At 72.7% G+C, this 15,159-nt stretch carries 13 protein-coding genes; 3 read left to right on the forward strand and 10 right to left on the reverse strand.

Features of this window, described 5'->3' with window-relative positions; genetic code table 11:
- Window positions 1–16: 16 nt before the first annotated feature.
- The 5 genes from I8D64_RS02415 to I8D64_RS02435 all read right to left on the reverse strand — a co-directional run bounded on the left by I8D64_RS02415 (window position 17) and on the right by I8D64_RS02435 (window position 5,394).
- Window positions 17–1,378 carry an LLM class flavin-dependent oxidoreductase gene (locus tag I8D64_RS02415; RefSeq protein ID WP_200500889.1) on the reverse strand — a complete coding sequence of 454 codons (1,362 nt, stop codon included), beginning with the start codon at window positions 1,376–1,378 and terminating at the stop codon, window positions 17–19.
- On the reverse strand, window positions 1,375–2,433 hold the full coding sequence (locus tag I8D64_RS02420) for an LLM class flavin-dependent oxidoreductase (RefSeq protein ID WP_200500890.1): 1,059 nt from the start codon (window positions 2,431–2,433) through the stop codon (window positions 1,375–1,377). The genes I8D64_RS02415 and I8D64_RS02420 overlap by 4 nt, the downstream gene beginning before the upstream one ends.
- Window positions 2,433–3,455 carry a transporter substrate-binding domain-containing protein gene (locus tag I8D64_RS02425; RefSeq protein ID WP_200500891.1) on the reverse strand — a complete coding sequence of 341 codons (1,023 nt, stop codon included), beginning with the start codon at window positions 3,453–3,455 and terminating at the stop codon, window positions 2,433–2,435. Before I8D64_RS02425 ends, I8D64_RS02420 begins: the two co-directional genes overlap by 1 nt.
- A 62-nt stretch (window positions 3,456–3,517) precedes the next feature.
- Window positions 3,518–4,333 carry an amino acid ABC transporter ATP-binding protein gene (locus tag I8D64_RS02430; protein ID WP_200500892.1) on the reverse strand — a complete coding sequence of 272 codons (816 nt, stop codon included), beginning with the start codon at window positions 4,331–4,333 and terminating at the stop codon, window positions 3,518–3,520.
- Window positions 4,330–5,394, reverse strand: coding sequence for an amino acid ABC transporter permease (locus I8D64_RS02435; RefSeq protein WP_343068400.1), 1,065 nt, complete (start codon window positions 5,392–5,394; stop codon window positions 4,330–4,332). Before I8D64_RS02435 ends, I8D64_RS02430 begins: the two co-directional genes overlap by 4 nt.
- Window positions 5,395–5,587: 193 nt before the next feature.
- Here I8D64_RS02435 and I8D64_RS02440 point away from each other — a divergent pair, with 193 nt between their 5' ends.
- A complete protein-coding gene (locus I8D64_RS02440) occupies window positions 5,588–8,098 on the forward strand; it encodes an FAD/NAD(P)-binding protein (RefSeq protein ID WP_200500893.1) in 2,511 nt (836 codons plus the stop codon).
- Between the two features lie 41 nt (window positions 8,099–8,139).
- On the forward strand, window positions 8,140–8,913 hold the full coding sequence (locus I8D64_RS02445; protein ID WP_200500894.1) for a Type 1 glutamine amidotransferase-like domain-containing protein: 774 nt from the start codon (window positions 8,140–8,142) through the stop codon (window positions 8,911–8,913).
- Window positions 8,914–9,032: 119 nt separating this feature from the next.
- Here I8D64_RS02445 and I8D64_RS02450 read toward each other — a convergent pair whose 3' ends face one another.
- The 4 genes from I8D64_RS02450 to I8D64_RS02465 form a co-directional block, all read right to left on the reverse strand.
- A complete protein-coding gene (locus tag I8D64_RS02450; RefSeq protein WP_200500895.1) occupies window positions 9,033–10,097 on the reverse strand; it encodes an alcohol dehydrogenase catalytic domain-containing protein in 1,065 nt (354 codons plus the stop codon).
- A 262-nt stretch (window positions 10,098–10,359) separates the two neighbouring features.
- Window positions 10,360–11,037, reverse strand: coding sequence for a M23 family metallopeptidase (locus tag I8D64_RS02455; protein ID WP_200500896.1), 678 nt, complete (start codon window positions 11,035–11,037; stop codon window positions 10,360–10,362).
- 8 nt (window positions 11,038–11,045) lie between these two features.
- Complete coding sequence (locus tag I8D64_RS02460; protein WP_200500897.1) at window positions 11,046–11,456, reverse strand: VOC family protein; 411 nt, start codon at window positions 11,454–11,456, stop codon at window positions 11,046–11,048.
- Entirely contained in the window at window positions 11,453–12,019 is a 567-nt protein-coding gene (locus I8D64_RS02465) for a helix-turn-helix domain-containing protein (protein ID WP_200500898.1), read from the reverse strand. The genes I8D64_RS02460 and I8D64_RS02465 overlap by 4 nt, the downstream gene beginning before the upstream one ends.
- A gap of 340 nt (window positions 12,020–12,359) precedes the next feature.
- On the opposite strand from I8D64_RS02465, the gene I8D64_RS02470 reads away from it, so the two are divergent.
- The gene (locus I8D64_RS02470) at window positions 12,360–14,267 is read left to right on the forward strand and encodes a potassium transporter Kup (RefSeq protein WP_343068401.1); all 1,908 of its coding nucleotides are present in this window, start codon (window positions 12,360–12,362) and stop codon (window positions 14,265–14,267) included.
- A 39-nt stretch (window positions 14,268–14,306) separates the two neighbouring features.
- On the opposite strand, the gene I8D64_RS02475 is transcribed toward I8D64_RS02470, so the two are convergent.
- Complete coding sequence (locus I8D64_RS02475) at window positions 14,307–15,110, reverse strand: siderophore-interacting protein (protein WP_200500899.1); 804 nt, start codon at window positions 15,108–15,110, stop codon at window positions 14,307–14,309.
- Between the last annotated feature and the right edge of the window lie 49 nt (window positions 15,111–15,159).

The raw sequence follows: 15,159 nt of genomic DNA on the forward strand, positions 1-15,159 counted from the left end.
GGCGCCCCGTGTCGCCTCAGGCGAGCGCGGGCAGCCCCAGGTTCTCGCGCAGCGTCGTCCCCGAGTACTCGGTCGGGTAGACGCCGCGCTCCTGGAGGCGCGGCACGAGCTCGTCGACGATGTCGTCGAGGCCACCGGGGATCAGCCACGGGGTGATGTTCAGTCCGTCGATCGCTCCCCACCGGGCGTACTCGGCGAGCTGCTCGGCGACCGAGTCGTAGGAACCGGTGAAGCTGCTGCCGCGCGACCCCTGGCGCGAGCGCGCGAACTCGAGGATCGACAGCCCCTTCTGGGCGGCCTCCTCGCGCCAGGCGCGCGTCAGCTCCTGGGCCTTCTCGAACTGGAAGCCGGCACCGCGGGTGACACCGGACTCGGCGACGAGCGGATCCACGTCGGGCAGCGGCCCGTCGGGGTCATAGGCGGTGAGGTCGCGGCCCCAGTACTGCTCGAGCAGGGCGATCGCCTGCTGCGGGCCCACCTGCTGCTCGCGCACCCAGCGCAGCTTGTCCTCGGCCTCGGCGTCGGTCGCGGCCAGGATGAACTCGGCCCCCGGGAAGATCTGCACGGACTCGGCCGAGCGGCCCGCGGCGAGCGTGCGCTCGACGATGTCATGGCGGAAGTCGATCGCCCGCTCGAGGTCGCCGAAGGGCGAGAAGATGACGTCGGCCGTGCGGGCGGCGAAGTCGCGCCCCTGCGGGGAGACGCCGGCCTGGAAGAGCACGGGCTCGCCCTGGCGCGAGCGCGGCAGTCTCCCGCTCGCGCGCACGTGGTAATGGCGGCCCTGGTGGTCCACGTCCTCACCGCGCCAGATCCGTCGCGCGACGTCGACGAAGGCCTCGGCGTGCTCGTACCGCTCGGCGTGGTCGATGTAGCCGCCGCGGCGGAAGTTCTCGCCGGTCCAGGCGTTGTCGGTGGTGACGATGTTCCAGGCGGCGCGGCCGTCGCTGAGCAGGTCGAGGCTCTGCAGGCGACGGGCGAGGTCGACCGGGTCGTTGTACGTGGTGTTCTGGGTCGCGACGAGGCCGATCTGCCTCGTGATCGAGGCGAGCGCCGCGAGCAGGGTCTGCGCATCGGGGCGGCCGGCGACGTCGAACTCGAGCGGCACGCCCTGGTGCTCGCGCAGTCGCAGCCCCTCCCCCAGGAAGAAGGCGGAGAACACGCCGCGCTCGGCGGTCGTGATGAGGCGCTCGAAGGATTCCCAGGCGACCTGGTCGCCGGCGCCGGGCGCCCGCCAGGCGGTCGAGGAGTTCACGCCCTGGAAGAAGACCCCCAGGCGGATGGTGCCGCTCGGGGTGTGCGCGGCGTGGATGGGGTGGTCGGTGTCGGCGGGAGAGGCTGCGGCTCCGGCGGTGGTCTGCTCGGCGGTGGTGCTGCTCATCGAGCGGTCTCCTTCTGGGCGGTGCGGGCGCGGTCCGAGCGGCGCGCGGGGTCGATGGTGACGTCGGGGCGCGGGAGCCCGAACTGCTCGCGCAGGGTGTTGCCGGCGCTCGGGGCCGGGGCGACGAGCCCGTCGGCGCGCAGCTGGGCGGCGGCGTCGGCCACGCGCGAGGCGAGCTCGGCGGGTCGGAACGCATCCTCGCCCGCGTCTGCCCGCTGCGACTGCGCGACGTCGTCCGCGGGATCCTGCTGGCCCAGCAGACCGACGAGCCGCACGAGGCGCGGCGTGCTCGGGGCGGCACTCGCTGCGGCCGTGTCCGCGGCCTGCGGGTCGAGCTCGGCGCCGACGATCCCGGCCGCGCCGAGCGCCTCGCGGACCGCGCCCGCGATCTCCTGCGCGGTCGCGTCCGGGTCGAGCACGACGTCCACGGCGCGGCCGTCGGCCAGCTGCTCGGCGACTGTGTCGCCGACCGCGGCGCGGTCGGCGTCCGCCACGAGCACCGGCAGCAGGCCCTGCGGGGAGCGCGGGGTGATGGAGGGGCCGCGCACGGAGAACGTCTCCCCCTCGAAGTCGACGTACTGCAGCTTCGCGGCGTCGACGTAGACGCCGGTCTCGGCGTCGCGCACCACGGCGTCGTCGCTCCAGGAGTCCCAGACCAGGCGGGCCACGGTGACGACGTCCGAGGTCTCGCGGCGCGCCGCCTCGGGGTCCAGCGCCTCGCGTCCGACGACGTGGGCGGCCTCGTCGTCGGTGCGGGTCTCGACGAGCCAGCCGGCGCGGCCGCCGCTGATGTGGTCGAGGCTCATGAGCTGGGTGGCCAGGTGGAAGGGCTCGACGTCCACCGCGTCGGTGCGGACCACGAGCGACAGGGCGCGGGTGAGCGGAGCGAGGTGGGAGGCGACGTGGATCGGGTGGAGGTCACCGCGCTCGGCGTCGCCGCTGATGCTGAGGGCGCCGAGGCCGGCCGCGTCGAGCGCCCGCGCGAGGTCGCGCACGGCCCCCAGCCGAGCGGGCGTGCTCGGCAGGTCGACGGTCAGGACGGGCGGTGTGGTCATCACGGGTTCTCCTTGGTGTGTGCGCGGCTCTCGGTCACCGCTTCTTCGGACAGTCCCCAGCGGTCCAGGACCTTCGCGTAGGTGCCCTCGTCGATCGTGGCCTGGAGGGCCTTCGCGTAGACCTCGGCGATCCCGGTCCCGCGCGTGAACGTCGCGGCGACCAGGGTCTTGCCGGGCGAGAGCTCGTCGATCTTCCCCTGCGTCTCGACGTCGTCCCGGGTGGAGGCCACGTAGCTCATGGTCTCGTAGGGGGCGAAGTAGGCGTCGATGCGTCCGGCGCCGAGGGCGAGCAGCACGTCGGCATCGCTCGAGAAGTTCTTGAGCTCGGCCGGGTCCTTGCCGTCCTTCTGCAGGTCCTCGTTCCAGCGCATGAGCAGGGCTTCCTGATTGGTCCCGTTGCCCACGGCGATCACGCGCCCGCTCACGGAGTCGGGCTCGCCGAGCCCGAGGCCGGCCCCCTTCTTCACGAGGAACGTCATGAAGGCGCGCCGATAGGAGGCGAAGTCGAACGTCTCCAGGCGCTCGTCGTTGATGCCGACGTTGGAGTGGACGACCTCGAACTCGCCCGCCTTCAGCTTGAGCGGCCAGTTCTCCCAGCTGGTGATCCTCAGGTCCAGGTCGAGGCCCAGCTTGTCGGCGGCGAGCTGGGCGATGTCGGGCTCGGAGCCGATGGGGGTCTTGTTGTCGTCGGCCATGAAGCACAGCGGCGGCCCGCCCACCACGGTGGTCGCGACGGTGAGCCTGCCGTCCTTGCGGAAGGACTCGGGCACGGCCTTCGCGAGCTTCTCGTCGACGGAGGTGCGGATCCTCTTCTGCGTGCCCGAGGTGTCGATCGACGAGGAGCCGCCCGAGCCGCCGTCGGAGGATCCTCCGTCGGAGCCGCCCGAGCCCGCCGCGCTGCTCACCGTGGTCGGATCGGCGCAGGCCGCGACCGCGGCGAGGACGGGCAGGGAGGCGGCTCCGGTGAGGAGCCGTCGACGCGGGAGCCGGTGCCGACCGGGGTCGGCGGAATGCTGGGTCATGGGTTCTCCGGAGGGGGCGTGAGTGGGGTGCGGGCCGACGGGGCCCGGGTCGCGAAGGGTGCTCATGCGGCGTGGATGCGCTGCAGGAAGCCGCGGGTGCGCTCGTGGCGGGGAGCGCCGATGACCTGCTCTGGCGGCCCCTGCTCCACGATGCGCCCGCCGTCCATGAAGACGACGTGGTCGGCGACGTCACGTGCGAAGGCGATCTCGTGCGTGACGATCAGCAGGGTGGTGCCGGCGCTCGCGAGATCACGGATCACGGCGAGCACCTCCTCGACGAGCTCGGGGTCGAGCGCCGAGGTGGGCTCATCGAACAGCAGCACCTTGGGGCGCAGGGCGAGGGCGCGGGCAATCGCGACGCGCTGCTGCTGGCCGCCGGAGAGCTGGCGCGGGTAGACGTCGGCCTTCGCGGCCAGGCCCACGGTCTCCAGGAGCTCGCGGCCGCGTGCGAGCGCCTCGCGCTTGGGGACGCCGAGCGCGCGCCGGGGCGCCTCCGCGACGTTCTGGAGCGCGGTCATGTGCCCGAAGAGGTGGAACTGCTGGAACACCATGCCCACCTCGGTGCGCTGTCGCAGCACGTCCTTCTCGGAGAGCTCGAGCAGCAGGTCGTCCCGGCGGCGGTAGCCCATGATCTCGCCGTCGATCGCGACCACGCCGCGGTCCAGGGCCTCGAGGTGGTTGAGCGTGCGCAGCAGCGTCGACTTGCCCGAGCCGCTGGGGCCCAGGATCGCGGTGACCGTGCCGGGCTCGACGGTCAGGTCGACCCCGCGCAGCACCTCGAGGTCGCCGTAGGCCTTGTGGGCCGCGCGGACCTCGACGCGTCCCCCGCGGGGCGCCGTGACGGCGGCGGTGGACGTGGTGGTCTCGAGGGCGGTCATGCGCGCACCTCCGTGCTCTTCGAGCGCAGGCCCGTGAGGTTCGCGCGCAGGCGCTGCAGCGGGGTGGGCGGCAGCGTGCGCACGGCTCCCTTCGCGAAGTGGCGCTCGATGTAGTACTGGGCGATGGACAGCAGCGAGGTGATGACGATGTACCAGAGGGTCGCGACCATGAGCATCGGCAGCACCTGCTGGGTGCGGCCGTAGATCAGCTGCACGGTGAAGAACAGCTCGGCGTGGGCGATCACGTAGACGATCGCCGTGCCCTTGACCAGGCCGATCACCTCGTTGAACGCCGAGGGCAGGATGGCGCGCATGGCCTGCGGGAGCACGATCCGCAGGTTCCTGTCGCGCGCGGGGATGCCGAGCGCGCTCGCGGCCTCGACCTGTCCGGCGTCGACCGAGAGGATGCCGCCGCGGATCAGCTCGGAGGCGTAGGCCGCCTGGTGCAGGCCCAGGCCCAGCACGGCGGCGACCAGCGGGGTCATCAGGTCGCTCGTGCGGGCGTCGAGAATGCTGAGGTTCGTGAACGGGACGCCCACCACGATGCGGTCGTAGAGGTAGCCGAGGTTGAACCAGATGAGCATCTGCACCAGCAGCGGCGTGGAGCGGAAGATCCAGGAGAACGTCCAGGACAGCCCCGAGGCCAGCCGCGAGCGGGAGAGGCGCATGAGCGCGAGCACGAGGCCCAGGCCGAAACCGAGCACACCCGAGAGCACGGTGAGCTTCAGCGTCTCCCCGAGCCCGCGGATGATCGAGCGTGCGAGGAACCAGCTGCCCACCACGCCCCACTCCCACCGCGGGTTCAGGGCGATCGCGACGAGCGCGGCGAGCACGAGGACGCCGACGATGGTCACGACGGCGCGGCGCACCGGCCGACGGGCGGGGGCGACCCGCAGCCTCTCTATCCGGTCCTCTCCCAGGGCGTCGAGCGAGCGGTCCGCAGGAGCACCGCCGCCCTCGACCCCGTCGTCCTCCGGCCGGCCGGGCATGTCCGAGGCACAGGACTCCTCGCCGCTCGTGCGGAGCGTGCGGGATGCGGCGTCGCGTGCAGTGAGGGTCACGGCTGTGCCTTCCGGTCGTGGGTCTGGGGCGAGGGGGCCGACGGTCGTCGACTCCGGGGTGACGTGGACGCGGTGGATCTGTGTGAACGCACGTAACACCCCTGTTGCAGTTATGGACCGTATAAGCGAGTCTTTAGTTGTGGCAAGCGGAGACGTCTCGACCGGACACATCACGACACAGAAGGGAGCGCCGATGAGCACGAGAAGCGCGCGGATCATCGTCGTGGGTGCGGGTCCGCGGCCCTCTGGCCTGCTGGAACGTCTCGGCGCGAACGCCGCGGAGTTCGCCGGCGCGCACGTGCGGATCGACCTCGTCGACCCCAGCACGCCGGGTGCGGGACGCATCTGGGACGCGCACGAGAGCCCGCTCCTGCTCATGAACTCCCGCGCGATGGACGTGACGATGTTCACGGACGAGGCGTCCAGCATCGACGGGCCCGTCCGCCCCGGCCCCTCCCTCGCGCAGTGGGCCGAGGGCATCCGCGAGGGCGGCATCGCGGCCCCGACGGCGGGCACCGAGCGCCTCGCGGAGATCGAGGCGCTCACTCCCGAGTCCTTCCCGAGCCGCCGCGTGCAGGCGCTCTACCTCGAGTGGGTGTTCGGGCGCGTGCTCGCGGACCTGCCCGAGAGCATCGAGGTGCGCATCCACCGCCGCCTCGCGACCGGCATCGAGCAGCACGACGCGTCGACAGCGGGCGCCGCGGCACCCGGCTCGTCCTGGCGCGTCGCGCTCGATGACGGCACCTCCCTCTCGGCCGATCTCGTGCTCGTCACCGTCGGCCACACCGATGCCCACCCCACTCCTGCGCAGCGCGACCTCCTTGACTTCGCCGCCCGCCACGGCGGCGTCTACGCCTCGCCCTCGCACGCCGACGGCGTCGACCTGGCCTCGCTGGCCGCGGGCCAGGACGTGATCCTGCGAGGCATGGGCCTCGGCGCGGTGGACCTCATCGCCCTGCTCGCCGAGGGCCGCGGCGGCAGCTTCTCCCCCGCCCCGCTCGCGGGCGACCCGGACCGGCTGACGTACGAGCCCTCCGGCGAGGAGCCCGTGCTGTGGCTCGGCTCGCGCCGCGGCACGCCCTTCCACTCGAAGGTGCGCGGGGAGGACGTCCCCGCCGGACCCGCCGAGCTCGCGCACCTGACGCCGGAGGCGCTCGACGCCGCCGAGGACGCCGAGGGCCACGTCGACTTCGAGCGCTCCGTGCTGCCCCTGGTCGCCGCCGAGATCCGCCATGCGGTCCCGGGCATCGCCCTCGGCAGCACGGACAGCGAGGGCTGGGATCTGCTCACCGCGCTCGACGACCCGCTGGTCGGGCTCTTCGGGAGCGACGGCGCGGCCCCCGACGACGCCGCCGAGGCGCTGCGCCGCACGCGCGACGTGCTCGTCGGTCACATCGAGAGCGACCTGCGCGAGCGCACCGGGGAGGATCCGACGCAGGCGCGCGCGCTCTTCCAGGTGCTGCTGCGCATCACCGGGGCGCTCGCCCGGCTGCTGCCCGCCGAGCGCCTCTCCCCCGCCTCGCGCGGCAGCTATCCGGGGCTGTGGCACTCCCTGTTCAGCTTCGTCTGCTCGGGTCCGCCGCCGCGGCGGCTCCAGCAGATCCTCGCCCTCGAGCGCGCCGGCCTCGTCCACTTCCTCGGTCCCCGCCTGCAGGTCGCGGCCGACGAGGAGACCGGCGAGTTCGTCGCCGAGGGCGCAGGCGGCGCACGGGTGCGGACCCGAGCGCTCGTGGACGCGTACCTCCCCGCGCCCACGCTCGAGGGCTCCTCGAACTCCTTCCTGCGCCGCCTCGGCACGGACATCGGAGCGAGCGATCCCCATGCCCCGGGCCGTCTGCGCACCGACGGCGCGGGCCGGGTGCTCGACGCCGAGGGCGAGCCGGTCCCGGGGTTGTGGGCCGTCGGTCCCGCGACCTCCGAGTTCCCGCTCGGCGCCTTCGCCCGTCCCCGCACCGACGCCCCTGTCTTCCGGCGCAACGACGCCCTCGCCCGCACCCTGCTCGCCGAGGCGGAAGCCGTCGCCGCCGGCACTCCGAGCACCGATGCCGGCCATCCCGCGCACGACGTCGGCATCGTGGGCGCCGGCAAGATCGGCACCGCGATCGCGCGCCAGGCCGTGCGCAGCGGACTGCACGTGCACGTCGAGACCTCCCGCGATCCCCGCTCGCTGAGCGCGCGGATCCCGGGCGCCGTGGCCGGCCTGCGCACGCCCTCCGCCGGGGAGGTGGTGGTGCTGACCATGCCGTTCCACGCCGTCTTCGACCTCGATCCCGAACGCCTGCGCGGGGCGGTCGTCGTCGACGCGACGAACCCCTGGGGTCCCGAGGACCTCGCGGCGATCGAGGAGGCCCGCGCGCGCTTCGGCGCCGACCTCTCGAGCAGCGAGCTGGTCGCGGCGCACCTGTCCGCGAGCCGCGTCGCCAAGGCCCTGAACCACATCGGCTACCACGACGTCGAGGACCATCCGCGGCCGGCCGGGGCGAGCGATCGCCGTGCCCTCGCGATCGCCTCGGACGACGAGGTCGCGGCCACCCGCGTCGCGTCCCTCCTGGACCGGCTGGGATATGACGCGGTGCTCGTGGACGGGCTGGGCCAGGCCCGCCACCTCGAGCCCGACGGCGCCGTCTTCGGCTCCCACGCCTCGCGCGATGTGCTCACCGCGGCCCTCGAGGCGGCCGACGCCGCGGTGCTCACCGCGGCCTGAGCCCGGGCCCGCGCGGCGCAGGGTTCGGGCATGCTGTGCGCATGACCGCCTCCGCACCGACCATCCTCGCGACCAGCGCCGGCTACGTCCCCCACCCGCGCCTGCGTTTCGCCTTCGGGCCGATGATGCGCCTGGCGACCGAGCTCGCCGCCGAGGACGGATGGCACGACCCGTCCGGCCCGCCGCGCATCTGCAACGTCTCGACCGCCTCCGGCGATGACGCGCGCTTCCAGAGGGACATGGAGGAGGCCGCCCGCGAGGCGCGGTACGAGCTGCACCACCTCTCGCTGTTCTCCACGCCCAACGTCTCGGACGTCCCCGCCTACCTGCGCTCCTTCGACGTGATCTGGGTGAACGGCGGCTCTGTGGTCAACCTGCTCGCGGTGTGGCGGGCGCACGGCCTGGACCGCGTGATGCGGCAGCTGTGGGGGGAGGGCGTGGTGCTCGCGGGCGTCTCCGCGGGCTCGATCTGCTGGCACACGGGCGGGGTGACGGACTCCTTCGGTCCCGACCTCGCCCCGGTGACCGACGGCCTGGGTCTGCTCCCGTGGGCGAACGGCGTGCACTGCGACACGGAGGAGGCGCGGATGCCTCTGCTGCGGCGGCTGGTGGCCGAGGGGACGCTCCGCGAGACGCTCTGCACCGACGACAGCACGGGATTGCTGTATCGCTCGCAACAGCTTGCAGAGGCTGTCAGTGAGAAGGAGGGTGCGAGGGTCCGCAGACTCCACCGGGAGCCCTCGACGGGCGTTCTCATCGAGGAGGACCTGCCCGTGCGGCTGCTCGACGGAGCGCTCCCGGCCGGACCCTCCTGAGGCCTCAGCGCCGACGGGCCCGGCGACCTCCCCTGAAGGAGGCCGCCGGGCCCGTCGGACGACGACGCACCAGGCGCCGTGCGCGGCGGTCGATCACCGAGCACCGCGCGGGTCGGGGCTCAGACGCCGACCGGCGCGTCCTCGAAGGTCGCGGTGTCGATGACGGCGCGGAAGTAGACCTCGCCGTTGACCACGCGGTCGTAGGTCGTGTCGACCTCGTCGACCCCGATGACCTCGATCTGGGCGCCGATGCCGTGCTCGGCGCAGAAGTCGAGCATCTCCTGGGTCTCGGCGATGCCGCCGATGTTGGAGCCGGCGAGCACCTTGCCGCCGCCGATGAGCGCACCGAAGTGCAGCGGCTGAGCGGCCGGCGGGAGGCCGACGACGGCCATCACGCCGTGCGGCTTGAGCAGCCGCAGGTAGCTGTCGACGGGGATGTCGGCGCTGATCGTGTTGAGGATCAGGTCGAACTCGCCGCGGTGCTCCTCGTAGAAGCCGTCCTCAGTGGTCGGGAGCATGCGCGTCGCGCCCAGGTCGATCGCGAGCTGCTCCTTCTTGCGCGAGCGCGAGAGCACGGTGACCTCGGCGCCCATGGCCGCCGCGAGCTGGACGCCCATGTGGCCGAGGCCGCCGAGGCCCAGAACGGCGACCTTCTTGCCCTCGCCGGCGCCCCAACGGGCGAGCGGGGCGTAGGTCGTGATACCGGCGCACAGCAGCGGGGCGGCGACGTCGAAGTCGAGGCCGTCGGGGATGCGGCACACGAAGCGCTCGTCGACGACGACCTTCTGCGAGTAGCCGCCCTGGGTGATGGTGCCGTCGACGTCCTTGACGTTGTAGGTGCCGACGCTGCCGTTCAGGCAGTCCTGCTCCTGGCCGGCGAGGCACTGCTCGCACTCGCCGCACGAATCGACCATGCAGCCCACGCCGACGCGGTCGCCCACGGCGTACTTCGTGACCTGGTCGCCGACGGCCGAGACGACTCCCGCGATCTCGTGGCCGACGGTGAGCGGGAAGTGCGCCTCGCCCCACTCGTTGCGGATGGTGTGGATGTCGCTGTGGCAGATGCCGGCGGCCTTGATGTCGATGACGACATCGGTGGGCCGGGGGTCGCGACGCTGGATCTCGGCGACCTTGTAGGGCTGGTCGGGGCCGGTCTTCTGCAGGGCCTTGACGGTGAAGGGCACGGTCGTCTCCTCGGAGCTCGGGTGCGGATGGATGCCCGCCGGGTCGTCCGGAGCGATGCTCCGGCATGGGGTGCGATCTCGAGGACGCACCCCCGCGGCAGGCGACCCGACCAGCGTAATCCCGCAGGCCCCCGCTCCATCGGCCGACGAGATTCTCCAGACACTCCGGAATGGCGGCGACCATCGGGCGTCTGCCCCGGCGCGTCGCCCCGGTGCCGTCTCGCCCGCAGGGCGCGGTCCCCGGGCGCCGCGGAGAGGGTGCTCAGTCCGGCGCGCCCTCGAGGATCTCGCCGCGACCGGGCATCCCGCAGGGCAGCACGAAGGGCACAGGGGCGGTGCGGTCGATGTCGAGCCCCTCCATCGCCTGCAGGTGGAGATGGGGCTCCATGCTGTTGCCCGAGTTGCCGCACGCGGCGAGCACGTCGCCCGCGCGGACCGTGTCCCCGGTGCGGACCCGGATGCTGCCGCGCCGCAGGTGGCAGAGCGCGACGAACACCTGTCCGTGGTGCGGGTCCTCCGTCGCGATCACCACATGGTTGCCCGCCAGGCCGTTCCACCCCTCGGCGGCGCGACGGCCCTGCGTGAGCGCGTATCCGATCGAGGCGAGCCCGCGGTGCGCGGAATGATCGACCTCCCCGTCGTGGGCCTTCACCACGCGGCCCTCGCACGGAGCGAGCACGTCCCGGCCGAATCCGGGGAAGCGCTCGGGAGGCTCGGGACCGAGCAGGGCGCCGGCGTCGAAGGGGCCCGTGCGGGAGTCCGCCCCCACGGGCACCAGGTCCAGCGCGAGGGCGGTCGCGAAGCGCTCGGTGCCGTGGCTCGGGACGCGGTCGGCCGGGGAGTTCCGCGGGGTCCATCGGCCGCGCAGTGGATGGGCGAGACGCAGCGGAGGCACGGCCTCCGCGCGCTCCGCCCGCCCGTCGGCGCGGCGCTCCGGCATCGGGGCGCTCAGCCGACCTGCTGGAGGCGGACGATGTTGCCCGCCGGGTCGCGCAGCGCGCAGTCGCGCGGTCCCCAGTCCTGGTCGGTGGGCTCCTGGATGACGTCGGCGCCCGCGGCCTCGATGCGTGCGAACTCGGCGTCGACGTCGTCGGTGGACAGCAGGACCATGGCGAAGACGCCCTTGGCCATGAGGGAGGCGACGGCGGCGCGCTCCTCGTCGGTCGCGGCAGGGTCGACGACCGGCGGGGCGAGGACGATCGAGACGGACTCATCGTCCTTCGGGCCGACGGTGATCCAGCGCATGGTGCCCTGGCCGACGTCGAGCCGGACGTCGAAGCCGATCACGTCGCGCCAGAAGGCGAGGGACGCGTCGGGGTCGGTGTGCGGGAGGAAGGAGGTGCGGATGCCGATGCTCATGGCCCCATTGTGCGCGCGGGGGTTGCGGGGCCGCTTCTCGATTCCTGATCGGGTGCGTCCGTCTCGAGCGACCCGACCGGTTCTGCCGGCCCTGCCGTCCCTGCTGTTCCGGGCGTTCTTGCTGTTCCGAGCGTCCCTGCGGCCTCGGCCGAGGGGTTCCGACGGGGCCTGCGGATCGCCATCTGCACACAGGACGGGATGCCGGGCGTGCCCTGCACCTGCGCGCGGTACGCGCTGGGCGCGACGCCGACGAGCTCGCTGAAGCGCAGGCTGAAGGTGCCGAGGGACCCGAATCCCACGGCGAAGCACACGTCGGTCACGCTCATGTCGCCGCGCCGCAGCAGCATCATCGCCCGCTCGACGCGGCGTGTCATGAGATAGCGGTACGGCGGTTCCCCGAAGGCCTCGCGGAACCGGCGGGCGAGATGGCCCGCGGACATGTGGGCGCCGCGGGCGAGCTCCCCGACGTCCAGGGGCCGGTCGAACTCGCGATCGATGCGGTCGCGCACGGCGCGCAGGCGCGCGATCTCCGCGAGGCGGTCCTCCTGCGCGCGGTGGGTCATGCGCGGAACAGTAGTCGCCCGATGATCCGAACCCTATGTGACGCACGGATCGCGCGCGCCGCGGGCGGGCTCTGTGCATCGGCCCCCGGCAGTGGCAGGATGTCCGCTCGTGGTCACTGAACCAGGCCGTGCCCCGCATTCTCACGGGAGCATCACCCCCGCAGCCGCCCCGTCGGCCGAGTCCCCTTCCACGGCAGATGCCCCGAGCACCGGGGCGCCCGGCGCGGGTGCCCCGAGCGCGACCCCATCGGACGCCGATTCCTCGGACCCCGCCCCGCGCATGTCCCCCGGCACCGCCTCGACTCCCCCGCCGGATCGCCCTCGACGCTCGCGTCGGGCCGTGCTCGATCCCGACGGCCGACCCCGCCGCCGCCAGCCCGTCGCAGCCCTCATGCTCGGCGCCGCGGGCGTCGTGTTCGGGGACATCGGCACGAGCCCCCTGTACTCCCTCCAGACCGTCTTCAGCACCCACCACAACTCCGTCGCCCCCACCGAGCAGGACGTGCTCGGCGTGATCTCGATGATCGTGTGGTGCCTGATCCTCATCGTCACGGTCACCTACGTGGGCGTGATCCTGCGCGCCGACAACCAGGGCGAGGGCGGCATCCTCTCCCTCGCGAACCTCATCCAGCGCAAGCTCGGCAGGCGCTCCACGCAGGCGTCGATCGCCCTGATCCTCGCGATCATCGGCGCGACCCTCTTCTACGGCGACTCCGTGATCACCCCCGCGATCTCCGTGCTCAGCGCCTTCGAGGGCCTGCAGGTCGCGAACCCGGCGCTGGGCGCCTGGGTGGTGCCCGCGGCGGTCGTAGTCCTCACCGGGCTCTTCCTCGTGCAGCGGTGGGGAACGGGCGCGATCGGGAAGGCGTTCGGGCCGATCATGGTGTGCTGGTTCCTCGCGATCGCCGCGCTGGGCCTGCCGCACCTGCTCTCGGACCTCTCGATCCTCCGCGCCATCTCCCCCAGCTATGCGATCGTCTTCGCCCTGGACCGGCCCGTGGTCGCGTTCATCGCGATGGGTGCCGTGGTCCTCGCGATCACGGGCGCGGAGGCCCTCTACGCCGACATGGGCCACTTCGGCCGGCGTCCGATCGCCCTGGCGTGGCTGTGCCTGATCCTGCCCTCCCTGCTCATCTGCTACTTCGGGCAGGGCGCGTTGATCCTCTCGGACCCCTCGGCGATCGCCAGCCCGTTCTTCCGCCTCGCCCCGTCGTGGGCGCGGATCCCGCTCGTGGTGCTCGCGGCCATGGCCACGGTCATCGCCTCCCAGGCGGTCATCTCCGGTGCCTTCTCGGTCTCCCGGCAGGCGACCCGGCTGGGCCTGCTGCCGCGGCTGAAGGTCCTGCAGACCTCGAAGGTCCACGGCGGACAGATCTACCTGCCGGTGGTGAACCTCTTCCTGTTCCTGGGCGTGCTCGCCCTGGTGCTCGCCTTCCGCTCCTCGGAATCGCTGGCCTCGGCCTACGGGCTCTCGGTGACGGGCACGCTGATGCTCGAGCTGTCCCTGTTCCTCCTGCTCGCGCTGCGCGTGTGGAACTGGCCGCTGTGGCGCGTGGTCCTCATGGCCGTGATCGTGGGCGGCCTGGAGCTCGCCCTGTTCGCGGGCAACGTCATCAAGGTGGCCTCGGGCGGCTGGCTTCCCCTGGTCATCGCGGCCGCGCTGCTCATGGTCATGCTGACGTGGCGGCGCGGGGCGCGCGAGTACTTCGGCAGGCGCCACGCCCTCGAGGGGCCGATCGACGAGTTCGTGCGGGAGATCCGCGAGAAGCACGTCCGACGGGTGCCGGGCCTCGCCGTCTACCCGCACGGAGATCCGTCGACGGTCCCGCTCGCGCTGCGCTCGAACCTCCGGTTCAACCGGATGGTGCATCGCAACGTCGTCATCATCACGATCCGCAACGTGGGGGTCCCGCACGTGCTGCACGATGCCCGCGTGCAGGTCAGCGACCTCGGCGATCCGCACGACGGCATCGTCCACGTCACCTACAAGGTGGGCTTCAACGATTCGCAGGACCTTCCCGCGGCGCTGACGGAGGCCGTGGGACTCTCCCCCGAGCTGCGCGTGGACCCGAGGAAGGCGATCTACTTCCTGTCCGTGTTCCGCATCGAGCCCGGCGAGGACCGCTGCATGCCGCGCTGGCAGAAGGGCCTGTTCCGCCTCCTCGAGAAGTTCTCCGCGAACAAGACCCATGCCCTGCACCTGCCGCCCGAGCGCACCGTCGTGATGGGCGCCGAAGCGCAGGTCTGAGAGGCCGGACCGCCGACGGTTCACCCGGCCGCCGAGGGTTCAGAGGGCGGCCTTGCCGAACCTCCAGTAGCCCGTGAACTCGATGCGCTTCTTGGGCACGTCGTGCGCGACCAGGTGGCGGCGCCCCTCGGCCACGAGCGCCTGTTCGCCCGCGAGGTACGCCTGCAGCTCGGCCCCGCGTGCCGGTCGCAGCTCGCGCAGCGCCTCGAGGGCGAGCACACCGGGGCGGTCGTGCGGGTCGGCGCGAGGGATCCAGCGCACCTCCATGTTCGCCGGGGCCTCGTGGGGCTGCTCGTCGGCCACCTCGGGGATCTCGAGGATCGCGGTGCCGCTCGTGCTGCGCGGCAGGTCGCGCAGGATGCCGAGGATCGCGGGCAGCGCGGACTCCTCGCCGACGAGCAGCACGGAGGCCGCGTCCGCCAGGTGGTCGAATCCCCGGCCCTGATCGATCATCATCACCTGCTCGCCCTCGCGCGCCCGTCGCGCCCAGGGGCCGGCGATCCCTTCGTCGCCGTGGGAGACGAAGTCGATGTCGAGCTCTCCGTCCTCGGCGCGCAGCTCGCGGATCGTGTAGCTGCGCACGGGCGGGCGCTTCCCCGAGCTCGTGGAGAGGTACTTCAGCGCCCCGGCGAGGCCGAAGCCCTCGGGCACGCGCGAATAGTCGGTCCCGCCCTCGGGATGCGGCAGGAAGAGCCGCACCCACTGGTCGTAGCCGTGGGCGGGGATCGTGGACACGTCCTCACCCTGGAGGGTCACGCGGATCATGTGCGGGCTGACCTGTGCGGTGCGGGCCACCCGCGCGAGATGGTGCCCGCGGAAGCGGCGGGCGTCGGTGAACGCCATGGGCAGTGGCCCTCCTCGGTGCGTCGGGCCGACGATCGACCCGTGGTGA

This window comes from Brachybacterium halotolerans, from assembly GCF_016623465.1.
Lineage (GTDB): Bacteria > Actinomycetota > Actinomycetes > Actinomycetales > Dermabacteraceae > Brachybacterium > Brachybacterium halotolerans.

Bases quoted from the DNA above. Each gene is read 5' to 3' on its own strand.
- I8D64_RS02430 (WP_200500892.1), bottom strand. From the start codon at position 4,333: ATGACCGCCCTCGAGACCACCACGTCCACCGCCGCCGTCACGGCGCCC.
- I8D64_RS02420 (WP_200500890.1), bottom strand. From the start codon at position 2,433: ATGACCACACCGCCCGTCCTGACCGTCGACCTGCCGAGCACGCCCGCT.
- I8D64_RS02475 (WP_200500899.1), bottom strand. From the start codon at position 15,110: ATGGCGTTCACCGACGCCCGCCGCTTCCGCGGGCACCATCTCGCGCGG.
- I8D64_RS02440 (WP_200500893.1), top strand. From the start codon at position 5,588: ATGAGCACGAGAAGCGCGCGGATCATCGTCGTGGGTGCGGGTCCGCGG.
- I8D64_RS02455 (WP_200500896.1), bottom strand. From the start codon at position 11,037: ATGCCGGAGCGCCGCGCCGACGGGCGGGCGGAGCGCGCGGAGGCCGTG.
- I8D64_RS02460 (WP_200500897.1), bottom strand. From the start codon at position 11,456: ATGAGCATCGGCATCCGCACCTCCTTCCTCCCGCACACCGACCCCGAC.
- I8D64_RS02445 (WP_200500894.1), top strand. From the start codon at position 8,140: ATGACCGCCTCCGCACCGACCATCCTCGCGACCAGCGCCGGCTACGTC.
- I8D64_RS02425 (WP_200500891.1), bottom strand. From the start codon at position 3,455: ATGACCCAGCATTCCGCCGACCCCGGTCGGCACCGGCTCCCGCGTCGA.
- I8D64_RS02415 (WP_200500889.1), bottom strand. From the start codon at position 1,378: ATGAGCAGCACCACCGCCGAGCAGACCACCGCCGGAGCCGCAGCCTCT.
- I8D64_RS02465 (WP_200500898.1), bottom strand. From the start codon at position 12,019: ATGACCCACCGCGCGCAGGAGGACCGCCTCGCGGAGATCGCGCGCCTG.